Raw genomic sequence first — 19,306 nt, forward strand, 5'->3', positions numbered from 1 at the left:
TCGGGCGGGCCGTCATCCGGCTCGTCGGCGATCCGCGTGATCCCGCGGATATATCGACTCTCGTAACAGTGGCAACAGAGGTCACTCAGGTTTACATCCGACCCGGAATCCCCCTAGAGTGAACGTCATCTGAAGAGGGGGAGGCCCTGTGCCCGAGATGCCGGACGTGCGGTTCCTGACCGTCGCCGAGGTCGCCGAGATCATGCGCGTGTCCAAGATGACCGTGTATCGCCTCGTGCACTCGGGCGAGCTCCCCGCCGTGCGCTTCGGTCGCAGCTACCGGGTCCCCGAGTCGGCGGTCACCGCCGCGCTGCAGCGACCCATCGCCGACGTCGGCTGACCGTCGCCCGCAAGGGCGAGCCGCCGCATAGGGTAAACTGCTCCGAAGGCACGCTTCCGCCGTGCCCGATCCCGGACGCCGCAGGCTCGGCGTCCAACCCCCTGACATCGTGAGGTTTCCATGGGTTCTGTCATCAAGAAGCGCCGCAAGCGCATGGCGAAGAAGAAGCACCGCAAGCTGCTTCGCAAGACTCGCCACCAGCGCCGCAACAAGAAGTAAGCGCCGCAACCACTGACGCCGGTCCCGTTTCGGGCCGGCGTTTCTGGTATCCGGATCCGATCCGCACCGCCGAGGGTTAGCGTCGGCACATGACCATCTCGCGGGCTGCCGCCGCCGGCGCGGGTGTCGCCGCCGCGGTGCTCGGCGCCGGCCTCGGCGAGGTGCTCGCCGTGCTGATCGCGCCGCGCTCGAGCCCGTTCGGCGCGATCGGATCGGCCCTCATCGACCTCGCGCCGAGCTGGGCCAAGGACGCCGCCATCGCGCTGTTCGGTACGGCCGACAAGGTCGCGCTGCTGGTGCTGATCGCGCTCGTGCTGCTGGGACTCGCGGCCGGCGCCGGGATCCTGCAACGGGCCCGGCCGCCGTGGGGCGCCGTCCTCGCCGGAGCGCTCGGGGTCGCGGGCGCGATCGCGGCGTTGACGCGCGCGGACGCCGGGGTGCTGTCGCCGCTGCCGTCGATCGCGGCGGGCGCCGTGGCGGCCGTGGTGCTGGCGATGCTGCTGAGGCCCGCCGTCCCTGAGGGGGTCGGGGAGGGGATGTCGCGACGGTCGTTCCTGACGACCACCGCGGTCGCGGTGATCGTGGGCGCGGGAGCCGCCGCCTGGGCCGCGACGCGCGAGGTCGGCGGACGCACGGTCGCGGCGATCCGGTCCGCGCTGCGTCTGCCGGCGCCTGCCGCGACGGCGTCCGTGCCGACGCGTGCCGAGCTCGGCCTCGACGGGCTGGCGCCGGTCGTCACGCCGAACGACGAGTTCTATCGGATCGACACCGCGCTGATCGTGCCGGAGATCGATCCGTCCGCGTGGCGGCTGCGCATCCACGGCCTCGTCGAGCGGGAGGTCGAGCTCACCTGGGACGAGCTGCTCGCGCTGCCGCTGAGCGAGCACGTCGTGACGCTCGCGTGCGTGTCGAACGAGGTCGGCGGAGACCTTATCGGCAACGCGGTGTGGCTCGGGCATCCGATCCGCGATCTGCTGGCGCGCGCGGCGCCTCTGCCGGAGGCAGACATGGTGCTGTCTCGCTCGCAGGACGGCTTCACGGCCGGCACGCCGCTCGAGGCGCTGACCGACGATCGCGACGCGCTGCTGGCGGTGGGCATGAACGGCGAGCCGCTGCCCATCGAACACGGCTTCCCCGTCCGGATGGTCGTGCCCGGGCTGTACGGCTACGTCTCGGCGACGAAGTGGGTCGTCGAGCTCGAGGTGACGCGGTTCGACCGGGCTCGCGCGTACTGGACCGATCGCGGCTGGTCCGAGCGCGGCCCGATCAAGCTGCAGTCGCGCATCGACGTGCCCCGCGCGGGCACGGTCGCGGCCGGCGAGGTGACCTTCGCGGGCGTCGCCTGGCACCAGCACGTGGGTGTGACGGGCGTCGAGGTGCAGGTCGACGACGGGCCGTGGCGCCCGGCGGCGCTCGCGACCGCCATCTCGGACGACACCTGGGTGCAGTGGTCGCTGCGCACGGAGGTCGCGCCGGGAGACCACGAGGTGCGGTGCCGCGCGGTCAGCGCCGACGGGTCGACGCAGACCTCCGACACGGCGCCGCCCGCCCCCGATGGCGCCACGGGCTGGCACAGCCGCCGCTTCTCGGCGGAATGAGTGGTCCGACCGCGCCCCGGACGCGGGATACTGGGCGTATGAACGAGATCTCCGTCCAGGATCTGCACGCCCGTCAGGGCGTCCCGCTCGTCGACGTGCGCGAGGTGCACGAGTACGAGGCGGGACACGTCCCGGGAGCCGTGAACATCCCGATGTCGCAGCTGAACGAGCGCGTCGGCGACCTGCCGGCCGAGCCGTTCGACGTGATCTGCGAGCTCGGCGGACGCTCGGGCCGCGTGGTCGAGGCGCTCAGCGCGCGGGGCTACGAGGTGACGAACGTCGCGGGCGGCACGAGCGCGTGGCGCGAGGCCGGCTACCCCGTCGACCTCTGAGCGCGTGACCACCCTCACCCTGATCGGCAAGCCCGACTGCCACCTCTGCGACGTCGCGCGCGAGGTCGTGGACCAGGTGCTCGCCGAGCTGCCGGATCCGGTCGCCGACGCGATCGAGGTGCGCGAGGCGTCGATCCAGGACGACCTGGCGCTGTACGACCTGTGGTGGGAGAAGATCCCCGTCGTCCTGATCGACGACAGCCTGCACGGCCACTGGCGTGTGTCGCCGGAGCGCCTGCGCGCCGCCCTGACCGAGGCCGCGACCGCGCGCGCCTGACGCCCGAGGAGACCCGCATGATCCGCCACATCGTCCTGTTTCAGCTCGCCTCCGCCGATCCGGCCGAGCGCGAGGCTCACATCGCCGAGGCGGGCCGCCGGCTCCGTGCCCTCGTCGGCGTCATCCCGGGCGTGCGGAGCCTCGACGTGCACGCCAACGCCCTCGACGACGAGCGCAACTCCGACTTCGCGATCGTGGGCGACTTCGACGACCTCGCGGCCGTCGAGGGCTACGCCGTGCACCCCGCGCACGTCGAGGTGATCGACTACATCGCCACGATCCGCAAGGACGGCACGCGCGCCGCGATCGACGTCGAGGTCTGAGCGGCTCGGGCTCGGCGTGCTGCGCTCGCTCGGGCAACCGGGCGGGCGGATCAGCCGGTGAGGCTGCCCCACACGGCGCGCGATCCCGAGTCGCCCGCGAGCACGACCGCGACCACGGCGCCGGCCGATACCGCGCAGACGAGCACGCCGACGCCCGCCGACATGAGGCGAGCCCGGCGCCGATGACGGTCGGCCACGCGATCGCGGCCCCAGCGGAACCACGCCCACTGCCCGGCCGCGACGACCGGCAGCGCGAGCGCCCACGGCAACACGCCGCTCCCGCGCTCGCCGTGCGCCTGCACGGCCGGCAGAGGACCGACGAGCTGCGCGAGCGCCATGCCCGCGGCGATCGTGACCGGCACCAGGATCGCGACCGCGACGGCGCCGACGAGGGGCAGCAGCCCCAGCCGACGTCGCACGGAGGCGGACAGCTGCGCGACGACCAGCGCGATCGCGGTCAGCGGCAGCAGCACCACGACGGCGTGCACCACGAGCGGATGCAGCGGAAGCCCTGAGATCTCCATGCCCCGGACACGGCACAGGGGACGCGGCGGTTCATCCGGGGTCAGAATGAACCGGACGGACGCGGGCACCGTGTCCGGGGCATGGACGATCCGCCCGGGGAGCGCCGCGTGACGCAGAGCAGCGCCAGAGACCGCAGGGACGCGGCCTTGCGCGAGCTGCACGACCGCTACGCGGGATCGCTCTGGCGCTATGTCGTGTCGCTGACCGGGCGGCCCGCCGACGCCGACGACATCGTCCAGGAGACGCTGCTGCGCGCGTGGCGCACGGAGGGGATCCTCGACGAGGATCCCGAGCAGCTGCGCGGGTGGCTGTTCACGGTGGCGCGGAACCTCGTGATCGACCAGGCCCGCAGCGCACGGCGACGGCACGAGGAGACGCGCGACGAGCAGCCGGATCAGCCCGCGGCCGACCGCACAGAGCAGCTGCTGGACACGATGCTGCTGCAGGACGCGCTGGCCTCGCTCGGTCCGCACCACCGCGAGGTGATCGTGCGGGCGTACTTCGGCGGGCGCAGCACGGCGGAGCTCGCGCGCGAGCTCGACGTGGCGGAGGGCACCGTGAAGTCGCGGCTGCACTACGGACTTCGGGCCCTGCGGCTCGCGTTCCAGGAGAGAGGGGTGACCCGGTGAACGGGGATCACGAGGGCGAACACGCGGAGTTCGCCGAGTGGGACGCCGCCTATGTGCTCGGCGCGCTGACGCCCGCCGACCGCCGCCGGTTCGAGGAGCACCTCGAGCGCTGCCCGCGCTGCCGCGAGGCCGTGGCCGACCTGGCGTCGATGCCCGGCCTGCTGGCGCGGGCGGGCGCGCCCGATGCCGTCGAGGCGCCGCGCCCTCCGGCGGACCTGCTCGAACGGATGCGCGCGCGCGAGGCTCGGCGGGCGCGCGGCATCCGGATCCGGATCGCCGGGATCGCCGCGGCCGCCGTGCTGGTCGTGGCTCTCGCGATCGGCCTGCCCACGGCGATCCGGCAGCTCGATCGGCCGGACGTCGCGGTCGCGATGCGCCCGCTCGCCGAGACCGACATGACGGTCGACGTGGGGCTGGATCCGGTGGCGTGGGGCACGCGGCTGTCCATCCGGTGCGACTATCCGGACGGCTTCGGCGGCGGCGACTGGGGCGGCACGGGCGAGCCGTGGACGTACGAGCTCGTGGTGATCGGGGACGACGGGGGACGCCAGCACGTCTCCACCTGGGGCTCGGCGCCGGGGAAGACGATCACGCTCGAGGCCGGCACGTCGCTCCCGCTCGACAGGATCGTCGCGCTCCACGTGCTCACGGGCACCGGCGAGACCCTGATGACGGCCGATCTCGCCGGGGAGTGAACCGCGGACGCGTGCGCCCCGTGTTCTCAGCGGACCGCCTCCGCGGCCCGCTGATCGAAGGGGAAGACATGAACACGAGAATCACGCTGGGCGCCGCGGCGATCCTCCTCGCCGCGGCCGCGCTGACCGGCTGCTCGAGCGCGGACGACGGGGGCGACGACGCCGCGCCGACGACGGCCGAGACCACGCCGGCGGAGAGCGCGCCGGCCGAGGAGAGCGCGGCTCCCGAGGGCGGCGCGGCATCGCTGGCCACGGCCGACAGCGACCTCGGCACGATCGTGGTCGACGGCCAGGGGATGGTCGTCTACCAGTTCGACAGCGACACGCAGGGCTCGGGCGCCTCGACGTGCGAGGGGCAGTGCCTGGACGCCTGGCCGCCCGTGCACGGCGACGGGACCGCCGCGGTCGACGGCATCTCGGGCGAGCTCGGCACCATCACCGGCGTGGACGGGCAGCCGCAGCTGACGCTGAACGGCTGGCCGCTGTACTACTACGCCGGCGACACGCAGGCCGGCCAGACGACCGGGCAGGGCGTGGGCGACGTGTGGTGGGTGCTCGACCCGGACGGCGAGCCGATCCGGGAGTGACACGGGTCATAAGGCGGCGGCGGCGCGCCCCGCGGCGCGGCCCGAGAACAGGCAGCCGCCGAGGAACGTGCCCTCGAGCGCGTTGTAGCCCATCATCCCGCCGCCGCCGAAGCCCGCGACCTCGCCCGCCGCGTACAGGCCCGGGATCGGCGCGCCCGATCCATCCGGCGACGGTGCGAGGCAGCGGCCCTGCAGATCCGTCTCCAGCCCGCCGAGCGTCTTGCGCGACAGGATGTGCAGCTTGACCGCGATGAGCGGGCCGGCCTTCGGGTCCAGGATCCGGTGCGGCGCGGCGACGCGGATGAGCTTGTCGCCGAGGTAGTTGCGTGCCCCGCGCAGCGCGGTGACCTGCGTGTCCTTCGAGAACGCGTTGGCGACCTCGCGATCGCGCTCCTCGACGATGCGGCGGAGACCCCGCTCGTCGATGGCGGGACCGGTCGGATTCACCCCGGCGAGCCGGTTCATGCCCGCGACGAGCTCGGTGAGGGTGTCGGCGACCACGAAGTCCTCGCCGTGCTCCTTGAACGCCTCGACCGGCCCCGGCGCGCCCGATCCGAGGCGCCCCAGCAGCAGCTTGAGGTCGCGGCCGGTGAGATCCGGGTTCTGCTCCGATCCGGAGAGCGCGAACTCCTTCTCGATGATCTTCTGCGTCAGCACGAACCACGAGTAGTCGTGCCCCGTGCCGCGCAGGTGCTTCAGCGTGCCGAGCGTGTCGAAGCCCGGGTACAGCGGCGCGGGCAGGCGGTTGCCGGCCGCGTCGAGCCAGAGGGAGGACGGGCCGGGCAGGATCCGGATGCCGTGATTCGCCCAGATCGGGTCCCAGTTCCGGATGCCCTCGACGTAGTGCCACATCCGGTCGGGATTGATGACGTTCGCTCCCGCATCCTGCGTGATGCGGAGCATCCGGCCGTCGACGTGCGCGGGCACGCCGCTGACCATGCTGCGCGGCGGAGCGCCGAGGCGCTCGGGCCACGCGGCGCGCACGAGGTCGTGGTCGCCGCCGATGCCGCCGGCCGTGACGATCACCGCCTGCGCGCTCAGCTCGAACTCGCGCTCCTCGATCCGGTTCGTCGGGCGGCCGCGATCGGCGTCGTCCGGCTGCAGGATCGCGCCGCGCACGCCCGTCACGGCACGCGGTCCGGTGGCATCGGTCGTGAAGACGAGCCCGTCGACGCGGTGGCGGAACGCGAACCGGATGCGCCCCGCCTCGGCGTGCGCGCGGACGCGCCGCTCGAACGGCTCGACCACGCCCGGGCCCGTGCCCCACGTGATGTGGAAGCGCGGCACCGAGTTGCCGTGCCCGGCCGCGCGGCCGTCGCCGCGCTCCGCCCACCCGACCACCGGGAAGATCCGATGCCCCATGGCGCGCAGCCACGCGCGCTTCTCGCCCGCCGCGAAGTCCAGGTACGCCTCGGCCCACGCGCGCGGCCAGCGGTCCTCGGCGCGGTCGAACTGCGCGCTGCCGAACCAGTCCTGCCGCGCGAGCTCGAGCGAGTCGCGCACGCCCATCCGGCGCTGTTCGGGGCTGTCCACGAGGAACAGGCCGCCGAGGCTCCAGAACGCCTGGCCGCCGAGCGACTGCTCGCCCTCCTGATCGACCAGCACGACCGCGCGGCCGGCGTCCGCCGCCTCTGCCGCGGCGACGAGCCCGGCCAGTCCCGCTCCGACGACGACGATGTCCGCATCCACGGATGCGAGGCTATCGGTCGTCGCGCCCGACGACCGGCATCGACTGCGTGAACAGGCTGGCGCGCTCCTCGGCCTCGTCGCTGCCGCTGAACAGACCCGCGTCGGTGGGCGCGACGTGACCGCGCGGAGCGCGCGTGGTCACCTCGGCGTCGGCGTCGGTCATCATCACGCGCTGCACGGGAAGCGCCTGCGGGTTCTGCTCCTGTACCCAAAGCACCATCGCCTCGCGCACGATGCAGCGCAGGTCGAACAGCGTCGGGGCGTCGCGGGCGGTCACGAGGATCCGGATCCGCACCAGCCCGCCGACCGCCTCGGTGACCTGCAGCACGGACGCGCGGCCGTCCCACAGCGGGGTGTCGGCCAGCACGGCGTCGAGATGCGCGCGCATGCGCGTGGTCGAGACGCGCCAGTCGACATCGAGCTCGACGGCGCCGAGCAGCTCCGACCCCTGCCTCGTCCAGTTCTGGAATGGGTTGGTCGTGAAGTAGGTGCACGGCAGGACGAGCCGGCGGTCGTCCCAGAGGTCGAGGACGACGTAGCTCAGGGTGATCTCGCCGACCTTGCCCCACTCGCCCTCCACCACGATCACGTCGTCGACGCGCAGCGCGTCGCTGAAGACGAGCTGGATCCCGGCGAACATGTTCGCGAGCACCGACTGGGCCGCGAGGCCCGCGACGACCGACGCGATGCCCGCCGACGCCAGCAGGCTCGCGCCCACCGCGCGCACGGCGGGGAACGTCAGCAGCACGGCGCCCACGGCGATCACCACCAGCACGGCATAGGCGAGGCGCCGCAGGATGAGCGTCTGCGTCCGGATCCGCCGCGCCAGCCGGTTGTCGGGGACGTCGATCCGGTATCGGCCGAGCGCCTGATCGGTCGCGAACGAGACGAGCGCGCCGATGAACCAGGCCGCCGCGATGATCGCGACGATCGACAGCAGGCGGCCGACCCCGGGCAGCCACTCGCGCTCGGGGAAGCGTGCGACGAGCGCGATCCAGATCGCCAGGATCAGCAGCAGCGCGCGGAACGGCAGGCGTGCGTGCGTCATCAGCGCCCGCGGCCAGGACCGCCAGCGCGAGACGAGCCGCATCACGACGACGATCAGGGTCGACACGACGGCCGCCGCGAGCACACAGACGAGCACCGCGACGGTGAACTGGAGCCAGGGGTCGAGCATGGGCCTCCTTCGGGAGAGCCCACGGTACCCAGACGGCGAGGGGGCACCGCAAGCTGGTTGCGGTGCCCCCCTCGTGCGCGTTACGCGGTGCCCCGGCTCAAGCCTCGACGACCTCGGGCTCCTGTTCGGGCACGGCGTCGACGCCGGCCTCGGCGCGCTGCTGCGGCGTGATCGGGGCGGGGGCCTCGGTCAGCGGGTCGAAGCCCCCGCCCGACTTCGGGAACGCGATGACCTCGCGGATCGACTCGGTCTTCGTGAGGTGCTGCAGCACGCGGTCCATCCCGAGCGCGATGCCGCCGTGCGGCGGGGCGCCGAACTTGAACGCCTCGAGCAGGAAGCCGAACTTCTCCTGCGCCTGCTCCTCGTCGATGCCCATGATCTCGAACACGCGCTTCTGGACGTCCTCGCGGTGGATGCGGATGGATCCGCCGCCCAGCTCTGATCCGTTGCAGACGATGTCGTACGCGTAGGCGAGCGCCGATCCGGGGTCCGTGTCGAACGTGTCCTCGAACTCGGGCTTCGGGCCCGTGAAGGCGTGGTGCACCGCGGTCCAGGCGCCGGCGCCGACCGCGACGTCGCCCGAGGCGACCGCGTCGGAGGCGGGCTCGAACATCGGGGCGTCGACGACCCACGTGAACGCGAACGTGTCGGGGTCGAGCAGGCCCAGGCGCTTGCCGATCTCGATGCGTGCGGCGCCGAGCAGCGCGCGGCTGGCCTTGGTGGCGCCGGCGGCGAAGAACGCGCAGTCGCCGGGCTCCGCGCCCACGAGCTCCCTCAGGCCCGCCTGCTCGGTCTCGGACAGGTTCTTGGCGACCGGGCCGCCGAGCGTGCCGTCCTCGTTGAACAGGACGTAGGCGAGGCCGCGGGCGCCGCGCTGCTTGGCCCAGTCCTGCCAGGCGTCGAGCGTCTTGCGCGGCTGGCTCGCGCCGCCGGGCATCACGACCGCGCCGACGTACTCCGACTGGAACACGCGGAACGGCGTCTCGCGGAAGTAGTCCGTCGCCTCGACGAGCTCGAGGCCGAATCGCAGGTCGGGCTTGTCCGATCCGTACCGCGCCATGGCGTCCGCGTAGGTCATGCGGGGCAGCGGGGTCTGCACCTCGACGCCGATCGTCTTCCACATCGCCGTGATGACGGACTCCATCATCTCGATGACGTCCTCCTGGTCCACGAAGCTCATCTCGATGTCGAGCTGCGTGAACTCGGGCTGGCGGTCGGCGCGGAAGTCCTCGTCGCGGTAGCAGCGCGCGATCTGGAAGTACTTCTCCACGCCGCCCACCATCAGCAGCTGCTTGAACAGCTGCGGGCTCTGCGGCAGGGCGTACCAGCTGCCCGGGTGCAGGCGTGCCGGCACGAGGAAGTCGCGCGCGCCCTCGGGCGTCGAGCGGGTCAGGGTCGGGGTCTCGACCTCGACGAACTCGCGCTCGTGCAGGACGTCGCGGATCGCCTTGTACACCTGCGAGCGCAGGCGGATCGCGTTGGCCGGGCCCTGGCGGCGCAGGTCGAGGTAGCGGTGCTTGAGGCGCGCCTCCTCGCCGATCGGGTCGGCCTCGGCGGTGCCGGAGGAGACCGGGAACGGCAGCGGCGCCGACTCGTTCAGCACCTCGACGGCGGTCGCGACCAGTTCGATCTCGCCCGTCGGGAGGTTCGGGTTCTCGTTGCCCGCGGGGCGCCTGCCCACCTCGCCGGTCACCTTCAGGACGAACTCGCTGCGCAGCGGGTGCGCCACGGCCTCGTCGCGGATGACCACCTGGGCGATGCCGGATGCGTCGCGCAGATCGATGAACGCCACCCCACCGTGGTCGCGGCGGCGGTCGACCCAGCCCGTGAGGGTGACGGTCTGACCGATGTGCTCGGCGCGCAGCGAGCCGGCGGTGTGGGTGCGAAGCACGAAGGAATCCTCCTGATGTCAAGAAATCCTGACAAGTCTACGGGCCGGGATATCCGGAATCGGATCCGGGGGACAGCACCCAGGCTCCCGAGAGGTCGGGTCGCTACCGTCGAACGGGTAACCGCGCCGACGACCGAAGGGCCTGCCCGCATGACGACGACCGCCTCCACGGCCGCCGACGGATCCTGGCTCGGCGCGCTCGTCGACGCGGTCGTCGGACTCATGGACGTGATCGGCCCCTACGGTGCCGGCATCGGCATCGCGGCCGAGAACCTGTTCCCGCCGCTGCCGAGCGAGGCGATCCTGCCCCTGGCCGGGCTCGCGGCCTCGCGCGGCGCATTCGCGCTGTGGGAGGCGATCCTGTGGACGACGGTCGGATCCGTCGTCGGTGCGCTCGTGCTGTACGGCATCGGCGCGTGGTTCGGCCTCGAGCGCCTGCGCCGGGTCGCCGACCGGCTGCCGCTCGTGAACGTGGCCGATGTCGACCGCACGGTCGCGTGGTTCCACCGCCACGGCGCCGTCGCGGTGTTCTTCGGCCGGTTCATCCCGATCTTCCGCAGCCTCATCTCGATCCCCGCGGGCGTCGTGCACATGCCGATCTGGAAGTTCGTGCTGCTCACCGCCGCCGGCAGCCTGATCTGGAACACGATCTTCGTGCTGGTCGGCTGGTACCTCGGCGAGTCGTGGCACATCGTCGAGCAGTACATGGACGTCGCCCAGAACGTCGTGATCGCGGTCGTCGTGATCGCTGTGGTCTGGTTCGTCGTCGCCCGCATCCGCTCGCTCCGCGCGGACGAGCGCGCCGAGTGATCCCCGCTTGGGTCAACGGGCGCAGGCTTGCCGCAAGCTGACGGCGCTCCGCGCGATTCGGCGTCAGTTCGGGGCAAGTCGGGCGCGGGTCAGCTCGTAGCGTGCCTGGAAGTCGGGCGTCAGTCGTTGTATCCGCGGACGCGTTCGCGGATGGCGTCGGCGAATGAGTAGATGTCGTCGAGAGCCTCGATGGGGTGCCGTGTCTCGTTCTTCTCGGCGTCGAACAGACCCAGGTACTTCTGGCTCTTGCCGTTGAAGTGCAGTCGCGCGATCGGCTTGCGGTTGTTGTCGTCCAGCAGGATCGCGAAATAGGACTTCGCGTCTCGATGGGCGATGCGCTGAGGCTTCACCTCGCTGCAGGCGATCGCCTTGACGATCTGGTATCCCTCGAGCTCCTCGAGGGTCGTCTCGATCTCCGTGTCGCGGTCGAGGTCGGCATCGGCCACGGGAGTGCTGGACACGCTTGCCTGGGGTGCGCTCTCGGCGGGCGTGTAGCTGCCCGCTCCCAGGGCCGTCTTCAGGCGTTCGTTCACCTGGTCGCTGAGGTACTGCTTCAGCGCCTTCTGGACGAGCGGGCCGAACTGGTCTCGGACCTTCTGCGTGTACGAGCCGTCATAGACCTTGGAGGTCAGGTACTTCGACCACTCCGGGGTCGGCGCCTTGAAGTCCTCGGCGAGGGCTCGCTTGATCGCACCGACGTACTTCAGCTCCTCCGCAGCGCTCACGATGGAGTCGAGATCGAAGTTCTCCTTCGTCAGCTTCTTCAGCTCCGGCACCAGCGACTCATCCAGATCGGCGAGATCCAGGACCAGGAACGGCTTCGAGTCCATGCGGTTCGGAGCATCGAGGTCGGTGTAGAAGTGGTAGACCTCGCCATTGGTGAGCACCGCGATGCGTGCGTTTGTCACAGCGAAGTAGCGGTACAGCTGGGATGCGTGCTCGATCTTGAGGCTCGAGAGCTTGCATTCGACGAGAAGCTGCACCTCCCCGTCCCGCATGATCGCGTAATCGATCTTCTCGCCCCGTTTGATGCCGACATCGGCGGTGAACTCGGGCACGACTTCGAGCGGGTCGAACACGTCGTATCCGAGCACCGAGGAGATGAACGGCATGATGAATGCCGTCTTCGTCGCTTCTTCGGTCTGGATCGCGTGCTTCTGGTTCTGAACCTTCAGCGCAAGAGCATTGAGCCTTTCGGTGAATTCCATGTTGGGGTCGTCCTATCGGGGGAGAGCCTGCAGTGCGTCGCTCATGTTTATCGCCTCATGGCGATTTTTCCGTCGCGGGCTCCTTCGGCGGCGCGGCGTGAATGCCACCAGTCGGGAGAATTCCCTTCAGAAAAGGGAAACGGACTCGGGGCGGTCAGCCGGTGGTGAGGGCCTCGGCGATGTGCTCGACCGTGGCGATGCCCTCGGGGAGGCGCCACTGGGTCGGGTCGTCGTCGCTCGCCGTCGTGACGACGATGCGGTAGCCCGGGATCCACGACTCGAGCTCGAGGCCCGCGGGCACGTAGGTGCCGGCGACGTAGCCGCCGACGGCGTCGAGGGCCTCGGAGTCGCGCACGCCGCCGAGCTCCGACTTCTCGGCCTCCGTGCGGCGCCGGAGGACCTCATCGGCGTCGGCGGTCTCGCGCGAGATCCACACCTGCACGCGTGACGTCACGCCCTTGTCGGTCGCGGCCTTGCCCTTCTCGGCCGCCCAGCCGCACGCGACGCGGCCCGGCGCGGAGGCGGTGACGCCGCGCAGCGCGTGGAAGCCCTTCGCCAGCGGTGCGGCGAGGGCGAACAGGTCGTCGCACGACAGCAGCGACAGGCCGAGGCCCGCGATGGCGTCGACCACCACGCGGGCGGCATCCGGATCGGCCCACTCGTCGGGCAGCTGGGCGGCGAAGCGGGCGCGCTCGTCAGGCGCGCAGGCGCCCAGCGGCGCGACGGCCCGGACCGCCGCCGCCCGCCAGCGCGGATCGGTCGCGACGTCGCGCGCCCCCGACGTGAACTGCGGCTGCGCGGCCAGCTCGCCGAACAGCGCCGCGGCGTCCGCCTCCGCGTCGGTGCAGGTGGGGTGCCAGGAGCCGAGCTCCGGGATCTCGCGGTCGCCGAGCACGGTCCACGACGCGCCGCCGAGCGCGGCCGCGCCCGCCGCCACGAGGGCCTCGGTCGACGCGGTCGCGAGGGAGTCGAACGCGCCCGCGGCGGCGATGCGGGCCGCGGCGGCGGTCGCCCGCGCGCCCTGCACGGCGGCCGCGTCGGCGGAGCCGGGCGCGCCCGCAGGCGTGAGGTCGGCGGCGCATGCCGTGAGGTCGGCGCCGATCGCGGCGACCGCCGACGCGTCCTCGACGGGACCCGGGGCGGCCGCGCCGCACGCGTAGAGCGTGGAGAGCAGGTCGGCGACCGACGGATCCGGGATCTCGCCGAACGAGACGTGCCGCGCGAACGCGGCGAGGAGATCCACCGTCGCGGTGCGGGCGTCGACCCGCGCGACGGCGCGATAGGGGGCGCCGGCGGCGCTGAGGCCCACGTCGATGCCGGCGCCGGGCGCCAGCAGCGCGGTGCGCTCGTCGTCGACGAGGCCCGCGGCGATCCGCCAGAACCGGTCCCCGCCGTCCTCGCGCGTGACCCAGTCGAATGCGGCCTGGCCGTCGAGCTGGAGCGCCCTCGTGACGCCCTCGCGGCCGCGCGTCCGGACCGTCAGCACATCCGACTCGTGCGTCTCGAAGCACGCGGCGATCGCGGAGGCCGGGCGGTCGCGATCCGGATCCGCGGTGGTCGAGACCCAGTCCGGCAGCGTCGCGTCGCCGCACTTCGGCGCCACGGGCTGCGGCGCGGCGACGGCCGCGCCGGCCAGGGCCGCCGTGGCCCAGGTCACGATGCCGCCGCCGGTCACCTGCGCGGTGAGGGTGCCGCCGTCGACGGCGGGGATGCCGGGCTCGGGCACCCACACGCGCCGGTCGTCGTCCCAGCGCACGAGCGCCGCCGCCGCCGCGGCCTCCGGAGGCAGCGCCGACACGTCCCACGCCAGCGTGACGGGATCGGCGAATGCGGCGGGAGAGGCGATCCGGACGGGAGCGCCGAAGACCTCGGTCGCGATCCCCGAGTCGGCCACGCCGATCCGCGGGCCCACGGTCACGTTCGCGACGTTCGCCGTGACCGCGCCCACCGGGACGTCCACGGTCACGCCGCCCGTGCGCCAGTGGTCGCCGTCGCGGTCGACCTGCGTCGTGCGGACATCGGCGAAGGACGGCACCGGATCCCGGCGTGCCTCGCCCGGGGACGGCTCGGGGACGCACGCGGCGAGCCCCAGCACCAGGGCCGCCGCCGTCGTCGCGGCCGCGATCCGGCGCAGTGCAGTCCTCACCCGCCCACGGTAACCGCGGCCCGGACGGTGGCCCCGGCGGCGCTCCGCGATCCTGCCGCGCGGGGTCCGCCGCGTTCGTAGGATGGACGCGCGGACGACCACAGGGGAGCGCATGCCGGCCGAACTCATCCACCTCGTACGTCACGGCGAGGTCCACAACCCCGACCGCGTGCTGTACGAGCGCCTGCCCGGCTTCCGCCTGAGCGACGACGGCCGCCGCATGGCGCGCGCCGCCGCGGAGCACGTGCGCGACCTCGGACGCACCGTCACGACGCTGCTGTGCTCGCCGCTGCAGCGCACGCAGGAGTCGTCCGAGCCGTTCACGGAGCTGCTGGGCCTCGAGCCGCGCATCGAGGAGCGCGTGATCGAGCCGACCAACGTGTTCGCGGGCATGCGGATGAGCAGTGCGCTGCGCAAGCCTTGGAACTGGCACCACCTGCGTCGCCCGTCCGTGCCGAGCTGGGGCGAGCCGTACAGCCAGGTCGTGGACCGGATGCGCTCCGCGCTGGACGAGGCGTGGCACAACACCCCCGAGGGTGACGTCGTGATCGTGTCGCACCAGGCGCCCATCTGGCTGACCCATCTCTCCGTCGCGGGTCTGCCGCTGCCGCACGACCCCCGCACGCGCCGCTGCGCCCTGTCGAGCGTGACGTCGTTCGAGCGCGTCGGCGACGTCTGGCGCGAGGTCTCGTACGCCGAGCCCGCGCCGCTGGACGACGCGGTGGACGTCGGGGCCGTGTGACCCCCGCACTTTCGGCTGGCGCACAGCCGCCGCAGATGCGGAAACGTAGGATTGGGGCGTGTCCTCCGCCGTCCGCCTCGCCGCCCGTCTGACCGCCGCGGTGGGCGCCGCGACGTTGGTGCTGACGCTCGCGGCGTGCGCGCCCGATCCGGTCACCGAGCAGTACCGCGAGGGCAGCGACAAGGGATTCATCAGCAGGGAGTTCCAGGTCGACGAGATCCCCGAGGACCAGCGCGGGGAGCCCGTCGTGTGGGCCGGCCTGACGCAGTCCGGCGACGAGCTGTCGAGCGAGGACGTCGCGGGCGACGTCGTCGTCGTGAACTTCTGGTACGCCTCGTGCGCGCCGTGCCGCGTGGAGGCCGCCGACCTCGAGAAGGTGTGGCAGGACTACCAGGACCAGGACGTCTCGTTCGTCGGCGTGAACACGTTCGACCAGGCGGACCAGGCCCGCTCCTTCGCCGAGAAATGGGGCGTGACGTACCCGAGCCTGATCGACGCCAACGACGGCTCCGCCAAGCTCGCCTTCGCCTCCGCGACGCCGATCCAGGCGACCCCGGTCACGCTCGTGCTCGACCGCGAGGGTCGCGTCGCCGCGCGCATCATCGGTCGGCTCGAGAGCGCGTCGATCCTGTCCACGCTCGTGGGGGACACCCTCAAGGAGAAGGCGTGACCCGCGAGGCCGCCGCGTGAATCCCGGCGCCCTCGTCTTCGACGGCGCGCTGTGGGCCGCGATCCCGATCGCGCTCCTGGCCGGCCTGATCTCATTCCTCTCGCCCTGCGTGCTGCCGCTCGTGCCGGGCTACCTCGGCTTCATCAGCGGCGCCGTCTCGCCCCGGGACTCCGGATCGACCGCGCTCGCCGGCCGCGGACGCCTCCTCGGCGGAGTGCTGCTGTTCATCGCCGGGTTCACGCTCGTGTTCGTCACGATCATCGTGCTCGGCGGGCTCGCGGGCGGGGCGATGCAGCGCTTCTCGCTGCAGTACGGCGACCTCGTGACGCGGATCCTGGGCGTGCTGATCATCCTGCTCGGCCTGGTCTTCATCGGCTTCTTCGGGTTCGCGCAGCGCACCGCGAAGCTGCAGCTGAAGGCCGACCTCGGGCTCATCGGCGCGCCGCTGCTCGGCATCGCGCTCGGCCTCGGCTGGGCGCCCTGCATCGGCCCGACGCTCAGCGCCATCCTCGCGATCGCCTGGCAGCAGGGCGACGCGGGGCGGGCGGGTCTCCTGGGCCTCGCGTACTCGCTCGGCCTCGGCATCCCGTTCCTGCTCGTCGCGCTCGGCTTCGGCTGGGCCACGCGGTCGCTGACCTTCCTGCGCCGCCACGTGCGCGTCGTGAACATCGTCGGCGGCGCGCTGCTGGTCATCCTGGGCCTGCTGATGGTGACCGGGGTGTGGACCATGATCATGTCGCGCCTGCAGGGGGTGTTCGCCGGTGTCCCGACCCTCCTCTGACGCGCCCGTGACGGAGCGCGACGGATCCGAGCCGCTGCGTCCCTCGGACCACGTCGACGGCGCCGCCGACACCGGCGTGAACTCGCCGGCGCTCGGTGTGGTCGGGTGGCTGCGCTGGGGCTGGCGCCAGCTCACCAGCATGCGCACGGCGCTCGTCCTCCTGCTGCTGCTCGCGATCGCGGCCGTGCCGGGGTCGATCTTCCCGCAGCGCATGGCGAACCCGAACGGCGTGACGCAGTGGCAGCGCGACAACCCCGACCTGTTCCCGATCCTCGACGGCATGCAGCTGTTCGACGTGTACATGTCGGCGTGGTTCTCGGCCATCTACATCCTGCTGTTCGTGTCGCTCGTCGGGTGCATCCTGCCCCGCACGAAGCACCACTGGAAGGCGCTGCGCTCGCGCCCGCCGCGCACCCCCGCGCGCCTGTCCCGGCTCGACGACCACCTCGCGCAGCGGATCGACGGGCACCCGGATGACGCGAAGCACGCGATCGACCTGGCCGAGGCGCAGCTGCGCGCATCCGGCTACCGGGTGGAGCGCTACGACGACCGCCGCGGCTGGTCGGTCTCGGCCGAGCGCGGCTACCTGCGCGAGACCGGCAACCTCGTCTTCCACGCGTCGCTCGTGGGCGTGCTGCTCGCGGTCGGCATCGGCGGCGGCTTCGCCTACACGGGCCAGCGCGTCGTGATCGAGGGCCAGACCGTCGTGAACGCGCTCGTGGACTACTCGTCCATGAACCGCGGCCGGTTCGTCTCGGACGGGGCGCTGTCGCCCTACGCCATGCGGCTGAACTCGTTCGACGTGACGTATCAGCCCTGGGGTACGAGCGGCGCCGGCCAGGCGGGCGACTTCGCCGCGAACGTCACGGTGCGCGAGCCCGACGGCGGCACGAGCGACGGCGCCGTGCGCGTGAACCACCCGCTGGAGGTCGCGGGCGAGCGCGTGTACCTGCTCGGCAACGGCTACGCGCCGACCATCACCGTGCGCGACGCCGACGGCACGACGGTCTACAGCGAGTCGGTGCCGTTCCTGCCGCAGGACGCGAACCTCACCTCGCTCGGCGTCGTGAAGATCGCCGACGGGCTGCCCGAGCAGCTCGGCATGCTCGGCTTCCTGTATCCCACGCAGCAGAAGCTCTCCACCGGCGCGTTCACCTCGGTGTACGGCGACCTGATCAATCCGGTGCTGACGCTCAACGTGTACTCCGGCGACCTCGGCATCGACGAGGGGGTGCCGCGCAGCGTGTACGAGCTCGACCCCTCGGGCATGACGCAGCTGACGGGCGGTGACACCGGCACGGAGTCGATCGAGCTCGCGCCGGGGGAGACCGCGGACCTGCCGAACGGCCTGGGCACCGTCACGTTCGAGGACGAGACGCCCGCAGGCGCCGACCGAGCGCAGGTCGGCCTGACCGAGTCGGTCAAGCGCTTCGCGTCGCTGCAGACGCACCGCGACGGATCCGCGATCTTCGTGCTCGGCTTCGCCATCCTGATGGTGCTCGGCCTGCTCACGGCGCTGTTCGTGCCGCGCCGGCGCGTGTGGGTGAAGGCGACGCCGGACGGCGACGGCGCGATCGACCTCGAATACGCCGCCCTCGCGCGCGGCGACGACCCGACCCTCGCGGCTGCGATCGAGCAGCTGCGGGCCAAGCACCTCGACAGCCTCGAGAAGTAGGATCCCACCCATGCATCCCGACGCCCTCTCGCTCGACTCGATCTCGCTGCTGCTGATCTGGACGGCGATCGTGATCTATGCGCTCGCGTTCATCGCGTACGCGTTCGACCTGGCCAAGCGCTCGCAGCTCTCGCTCGAGCGTCAGGACGCCGCGCGCGAGCTCGTCGGCGCCGGGCGCGGGACCGTGGTGAACGGAGTGCCGCAGGAGCCGGCGGCGGAGAAGCCGCGCCTCGTGATGGGCCGGATCGGCACGTCGCTCACGGTGCTGGGCTTCCTGTTCCACCTCGGCGGCGCCGTGCTGCGCGGCATCGCGGCCGGTCGCGTGCCGTGGTCGAACATGTACGAGTTCGCCATGACCGGCACGCTGCTGATCACCGCGGTGTACCTGGGCGTGCTGTTCTGGCGCGACCTGCGGTTCCTCGGCACGTTCATGGTCGGCCTCGTCACGGTGCTGATGGGCGGCGCGACGCTGTTCCACGTCGATGTCGTGCCGCTGATGGACCCCCTGAAGTCGGTCTGGCTCGTCGTGCACGTGTTCGTCGCGTCGCTCGCGACCGCGTTCCTCGCCCTGGCGTTCGGCCTGTCTGTACTGCAGCTGCTGCAGGCCCGGCGCGAGCGCCTCGCGGTGGCCGCCGAGGGCGCGAAGCGCTCGTTCCTGCGGACACTGCCCAGCGCCGAGGCGCTCGAGGGCCTCGCCTACCGGTTCGCGATCATCGGCTTCATCTTCTGGACCTTCACCCTGATCGCCGGATCCATCTGGGCCCAGGACGCGTGGGGCCGGTACTGGGGCTTCGACACCAAGGAAGTGTGGACCTTCATCATCTGGGTCCTCTACGCCGGCTACATCCACGCCCGCGCGACGCGCGGCTGGCGCGGCACGCGCTCGGCCTGGCTGTCGATCGTCGGCTTCGTCGCCGTGATCTTCAACTTCACAATCGTGAACATGTACTTCGAGGGGCTGCACGCGTACAGCGGTCTGAGCTGAGTGCTCT

The 19,306-nt window shown here is 72.0% G+C and carries 21 protein-coding genes; 15 read left to right on the top strand and 6 right to left on the bottom strand.

The genetic code is table 11. From position 1 onward, the window contains the following. Positions 1-148: 148 nt before the first annotated feature. The 6 genes from AAD528_RS07515 (at position 149) to AAD528_RS07540 (ending at position 3,089) form a co-directional block, all read left to right on the top strand. Entirely contained in the window at positions 149-340 is a 192-nt protein-coding gene (locus AAD528_RS07515; RefSeq protein ID WP_135114471.1) for a helix-turn-helix domain-containing protein, read from the top strand. A gap of 120 nt (positions 341-460) precedes the next feature. Further along, positions 461-559, top strand: coding sequence for a 30S ribosomal protein bS22 (locus tag AAD528_RS07520; RefSeq protein WP_003792170.1), 99 nt, complete (start codon positions 461-463; stop codon positions 557-559). A gap of 89 nt (positions 560-648) precedes the next feature. Further along, positions 649-2,157, top strand: a complete 1,509-nt coding sequence (locus AAD528_RS07525) for a molybdopterin-dependent oxidoreductase (RefSeq protein ID WP_345751453.1) — start codon at positions 649-651, stop codon at positions 2,155-2,157. Positions 2,158-2,195: 38 nt separating this feature from the next. Continuing rightward, positions 2,196-2,489: a rhodanese-like domain-containing protein gene (locus AAD528_RS07530; RefSeq protein ID WP_345751454.1), complete on the top strand. Its 294-nt coding sequence runs from the start codon at positions 2,196-2,198 to the stop codon at positions 2,487-2,489. A gap of 4 nt (positions 2,490-2,493) precedes the next feature. Continuing rightward, complete coding sequence (locus tag AAD528_RS07535) at positions 2,494-2,766, top strand: glutaredoxin family protein (protein ID WP_345751455.1); 273 nt, start codon at positions 2,494-2,496, stop codon at positions 2,764-2,766. A 17-nt stretch (positions 2,767-2,783) separates the two neighbouring features. After that, a complete protein-coding gene (locus tag AAD528_RS07540; protein ID WP_345751456.1) occupies positions 2,784-3,089 on the top strand; it encodes a Dabb family protein in 306 nt (101 codons plus the stop codon). Positions 3,090-3,139: 50 nt separating this feature from the next. On the opposite strand, the gene AAD528_RS07545 is transcribed toward AAD528_RS07540, so the two are convergent. Next, on the bottom strand, positions 3,140-3,613 hold the full coding sequence (locus AAD528_RS07545; protein ID WP_345751457.1) for a DUF2231 domain-containing protein: 474 nt from the start codon (positions 3,611-3,613) through the stop codon (positions 3,140-3,142). Positions 3,614-3,694: 81 nt separating this feature from the next. Between AAD528_RS07545 and AAD528_RS07550 the strand changes: the two genes are divergently transcribed. From AAD528_RS07550 to AAD528_RS07560, 3 genes are all read left to right on the top strand, one after another. Continuing rightward, positions 3,695-4,243, top strand: a complete 549-nt coding sequence (locus AAD528_RS07550; protein WP_345751458.1) for a sigma-70 family RNA polymerase sigma factor — start codon at positions 3,695-3,697, stop codon at positions 4,241-4,243. Beyond that, on the top strand, positions 4,240-4,938 hold the full coding sequence (locus tag AAD528_RS07555; RefSeq protein WP_345751459.1) for an anti-sigma factor family protein: 699 nt from the start codon (positions 4,240-4,242) through the stop codon (positions 4,936-4,938). Before AAD528_RS07550 ends, AAD528_RS07555 begins: the two co-directional genes overlap by 4 nt. 68 nt (positions 4,939-5,006) lie before the next feature. Next, the gene (locus AAD528_RS07560; protein ID WP_345751460.1) at positions 5,007-5,525 is read left to right on the top strand and encodes a COG4315 family predicted lipoprotein; all 519 of its coding nucleotides are present in this window, start codon (positions 5,007-5,009) and stop codon (positions 5,523-5,525) included. A gap of 6 nt (positions 5,526-5,531) precedes the next feature. Here AAD528_RS07560 and AAD528_RS07565 read toward each other — a convergent pair whose 3' ends face one another. The 3 genes from AAD528_RS07565 to aspS form a co-directional block, all read right to left on the bottom strand. Further along, entirely contained in the window at positions 5,532-7,214 is a 1,683-nt protein-coding gene (locus tag AAD528_RS07565) for an FAD-binding dehydrogenase (protein WP_345751461.1), read from the bottom strand. A 10-nt stretch (positions 7,215-7,224) separates the two neighbouring features. Next, a complete protein-coding gene (locus AAD528_RS07570; protein ID WP_345751462.1) occupies positions 7,225-8,391 on the bottom strand; it encodes a mechanosensitive ion channel family protein in 1,167 nt (388 codons plus the stop codon). A 97-nt stretch (positions 8,392-8,488) separates the two neighbouring features. After that, positions 8,489-10,282, bottom strand: a complete 1,794-nt coding sequence (aspS, locus tag AAD528_RS07575) for an aspartate--tRNA ligase (RefSeq protein WP_345751463.1) — start codon at positions 10,280-10,282, stop codon at positions 8,489-8,491. Between the two features lie 150 nt (positions 10,283-10,432). On the opposite strand from aspS, the gene AAD528_RS07580 reads away from it, so the two are divergent. Next, positions 10,433-11,092 (top strand): DedA family protein, encoded by a 660-nt coding sequence (locus AAD528_RS07580; RefSeq protein WP_345751464.1) that lies wholly within the window; start codon positions 10,433-10,435, stop codon positions 11,090-11,092. A 119-nt stretch (positions 11,093-11,211) separates the two neighbouring features. Here the strand turns inward: AAD528_RS07580 and AAD528_RS07585 are convergent, their stop codons facing one another. Beyond that, positions 11,212-12,300, bottom strand: coding sequence for a type I restriction enzyme HsdR N-terminal domain-containing protein (locus AAD528_RS07585; RefSeq protein WP_345751465.1), 1,089 nt, complete (start codon positions 12,298-12,300; stop codon positions 11,212-11,214). Between the two features lie 154 nt (positions 12,301-12,454). Beyond that, a complete protein-coding gene (locus AAD528_RS07590) occupies positions 12,455-14,446 on the bottom strand; it encodes a hypothetical protein (RefSeq protein WP_345751466.1) in 1,992 nt (663 codons plus the stop codon). Between the two features lie 112 nt (positions 14,447-14,558). On the opposite strand from AAD528_RS07590, the gene AAD528_RS07595 reads away from it, so the two are divergent. Genes AAD528_RS07595 through ccsB form a run of 5 tightly spaced genes read left to right on the top strand, consistent with a single transcriptional unit; the run spans position 14,559 to position 19,299 of the window. Continuing rightward, entirely contained in the window at positions 14,559-15,188 is a 630-nt protein-coding gene (locus AAD528_RS07595) for a histidine phosphatase family protein (protein ID WP_345751467.1), read from the top strand. Positions 15,189-15,246: 58 nt separating this feature from the next. Beyond that, positions 15,247-15,858 (top strand): TlpA disulfide reductase family protein, encoded by a 612-nt coding sequence (locus AAD528_RS07600; RefSeq protein WP_345751468.1) that lies wholly within the window; start codon positions 15,247-15,249, stop codon positions 15,856-15,858. A 16-nt stretch (positions 15,859-15,874) separates the two neighbouring features. Beyond that, complete coding sequence (locus AAD528_RS07605; protein WP_345751469.1) at positions 15,875-16,639, top strand: cytochrome c biogenesis CcdA family protein; 765 nt, start codon at positions 15,875-15,877, stop codon at positions 16,637-16,639. Between the two features lie 7 nt (positions 16,640-16,646). Beyond that, the gene (resB, locus tag AAD528_RS07610) at positions 16,647-18,314 is read left to right on the top strand and encodes a cytochrome c biogenesis protein ResB (protein ID WP_345751470.1); all 1,668 of its coding nucleotides are present in this window, start codon (positions 16,647-16,649) and stop codon (positions 18,312-18,314) included. Between the two features lie 10 nt (positions 18,315-18,324). After that, a complete protein-coding gene (gene ccsB, locus AAD528_RS07615; protein WP_345751471.1) occupies positions 18,325-19,299 on the top strand; it encodes a c-type cytochrome biogenesis protein CcsB in 975 nt (324 codons plus the stop codon). The last annotated feature ends 7 nt before the right edge of the window (positions 19,300-19,306 follow it).

It is taken from the genome of Microbacterium rhizophilum (assembly GCF_039605615.1).
Classification (GTDB): Bacteria; Actinomycetota; Actinomycetes; order Actinomycetales; family Microbacteriaceae; genus Microbacterium; species Microbacterium rhizophilus.

What these genes read in the sequence shown, in the direction of transcription:
- AAD528_RS07520 (WP_003792170.1), top strand. Translation starts at nt 461, where the DNA reads ATGGGTTCTGTCATCAAGAAGCGCCGCAAGCGCATGGCGAAGAAGAAG.
- AAD528_RS07525 (WP_345751453.1), top strand. Translation starts at nt 649, where the DNA reads ATGACCATCTCGCGGGCTGCCGCCGCCGGCGCGGGTGTCGCCGCCGCG.
- AAD528_RS07530 (WP_345751454.1), top strand. Translation starts at nt 2,196, where the DNA reads ATGAACGAGATCTCCGTCCAGGATCTGCACGCCCGTCAGGGCGTCCCG.
- AAD528_RS07540 (WP_345751456.1), top strand. Translation starts at nt 2,784, where the DNA reads ATGATCCGCCACATCGTCCTGTTTCAGCTCGCCTCCGCCGATCCGGCC.
- AAD528_RS07545 (WP_345751457.1), bottom strand. Translation starts at nt 3,613, where the DNA reads ATGGAGATCTCAGGGCTTCCGCTGCATCCGCTCGTGGTGCACGCCGTC.
- AAD528_RS07550 (WP_345751458.1), top strand. Translation starts at nt 3,695, where the DNA reads ATGGACGATCCGCCCGGGGAGCGCCGCGTGACGCAGAGCAGCGCCAGA.
- AAD528_RS07560 (WP_345751460.1), top strand. Translation starts at nt 5,007, where the DNA reads ATGAACACGAGAATCACGCTGGGCGCCGCGGCGATCCTCCTCGCCGCG.
- AAD528_RS07570 (WP_345751462.1), bottom strand. Translation starts at nt 8,391, where the DNA reads ATGCTCGACCCCTGGCTCCAGTTCACCGTCGCGGTGCTCGTCTGTGTG.
- AAD528_RS07580 (WP_345751464.1), top strand. Translation starts at nt 10,433, where the DNA reads ATGACGACGACCGCCTCCACGGCCGCCGACGGATCCTGGCTCGGCGCG.
- AAD528_RS07585 (WP_345751465.1), bottom strand. Translation starts at nt 12,300, where the DNA reads ATGGAATTCACCGAAAGGCTCAATGCTCTTGCGCTGAAGGTTCAGAAC.
- AAD528_RS07595 (WP_345751467.1), top strand. Translation starts at nt 14,559, where the DNA reads ATGCCGGCCGAACTCATCCACCTCGTACGTCACGGCGAGGTCCACAAC.
- ccsB (WP_345751471.1), top strand. Translation starts at nt 18,325, where the DNA reads ATGCATCCCGACGCCCTCTCGCTCGACTCGATCTCGCTGCTGCTGATC.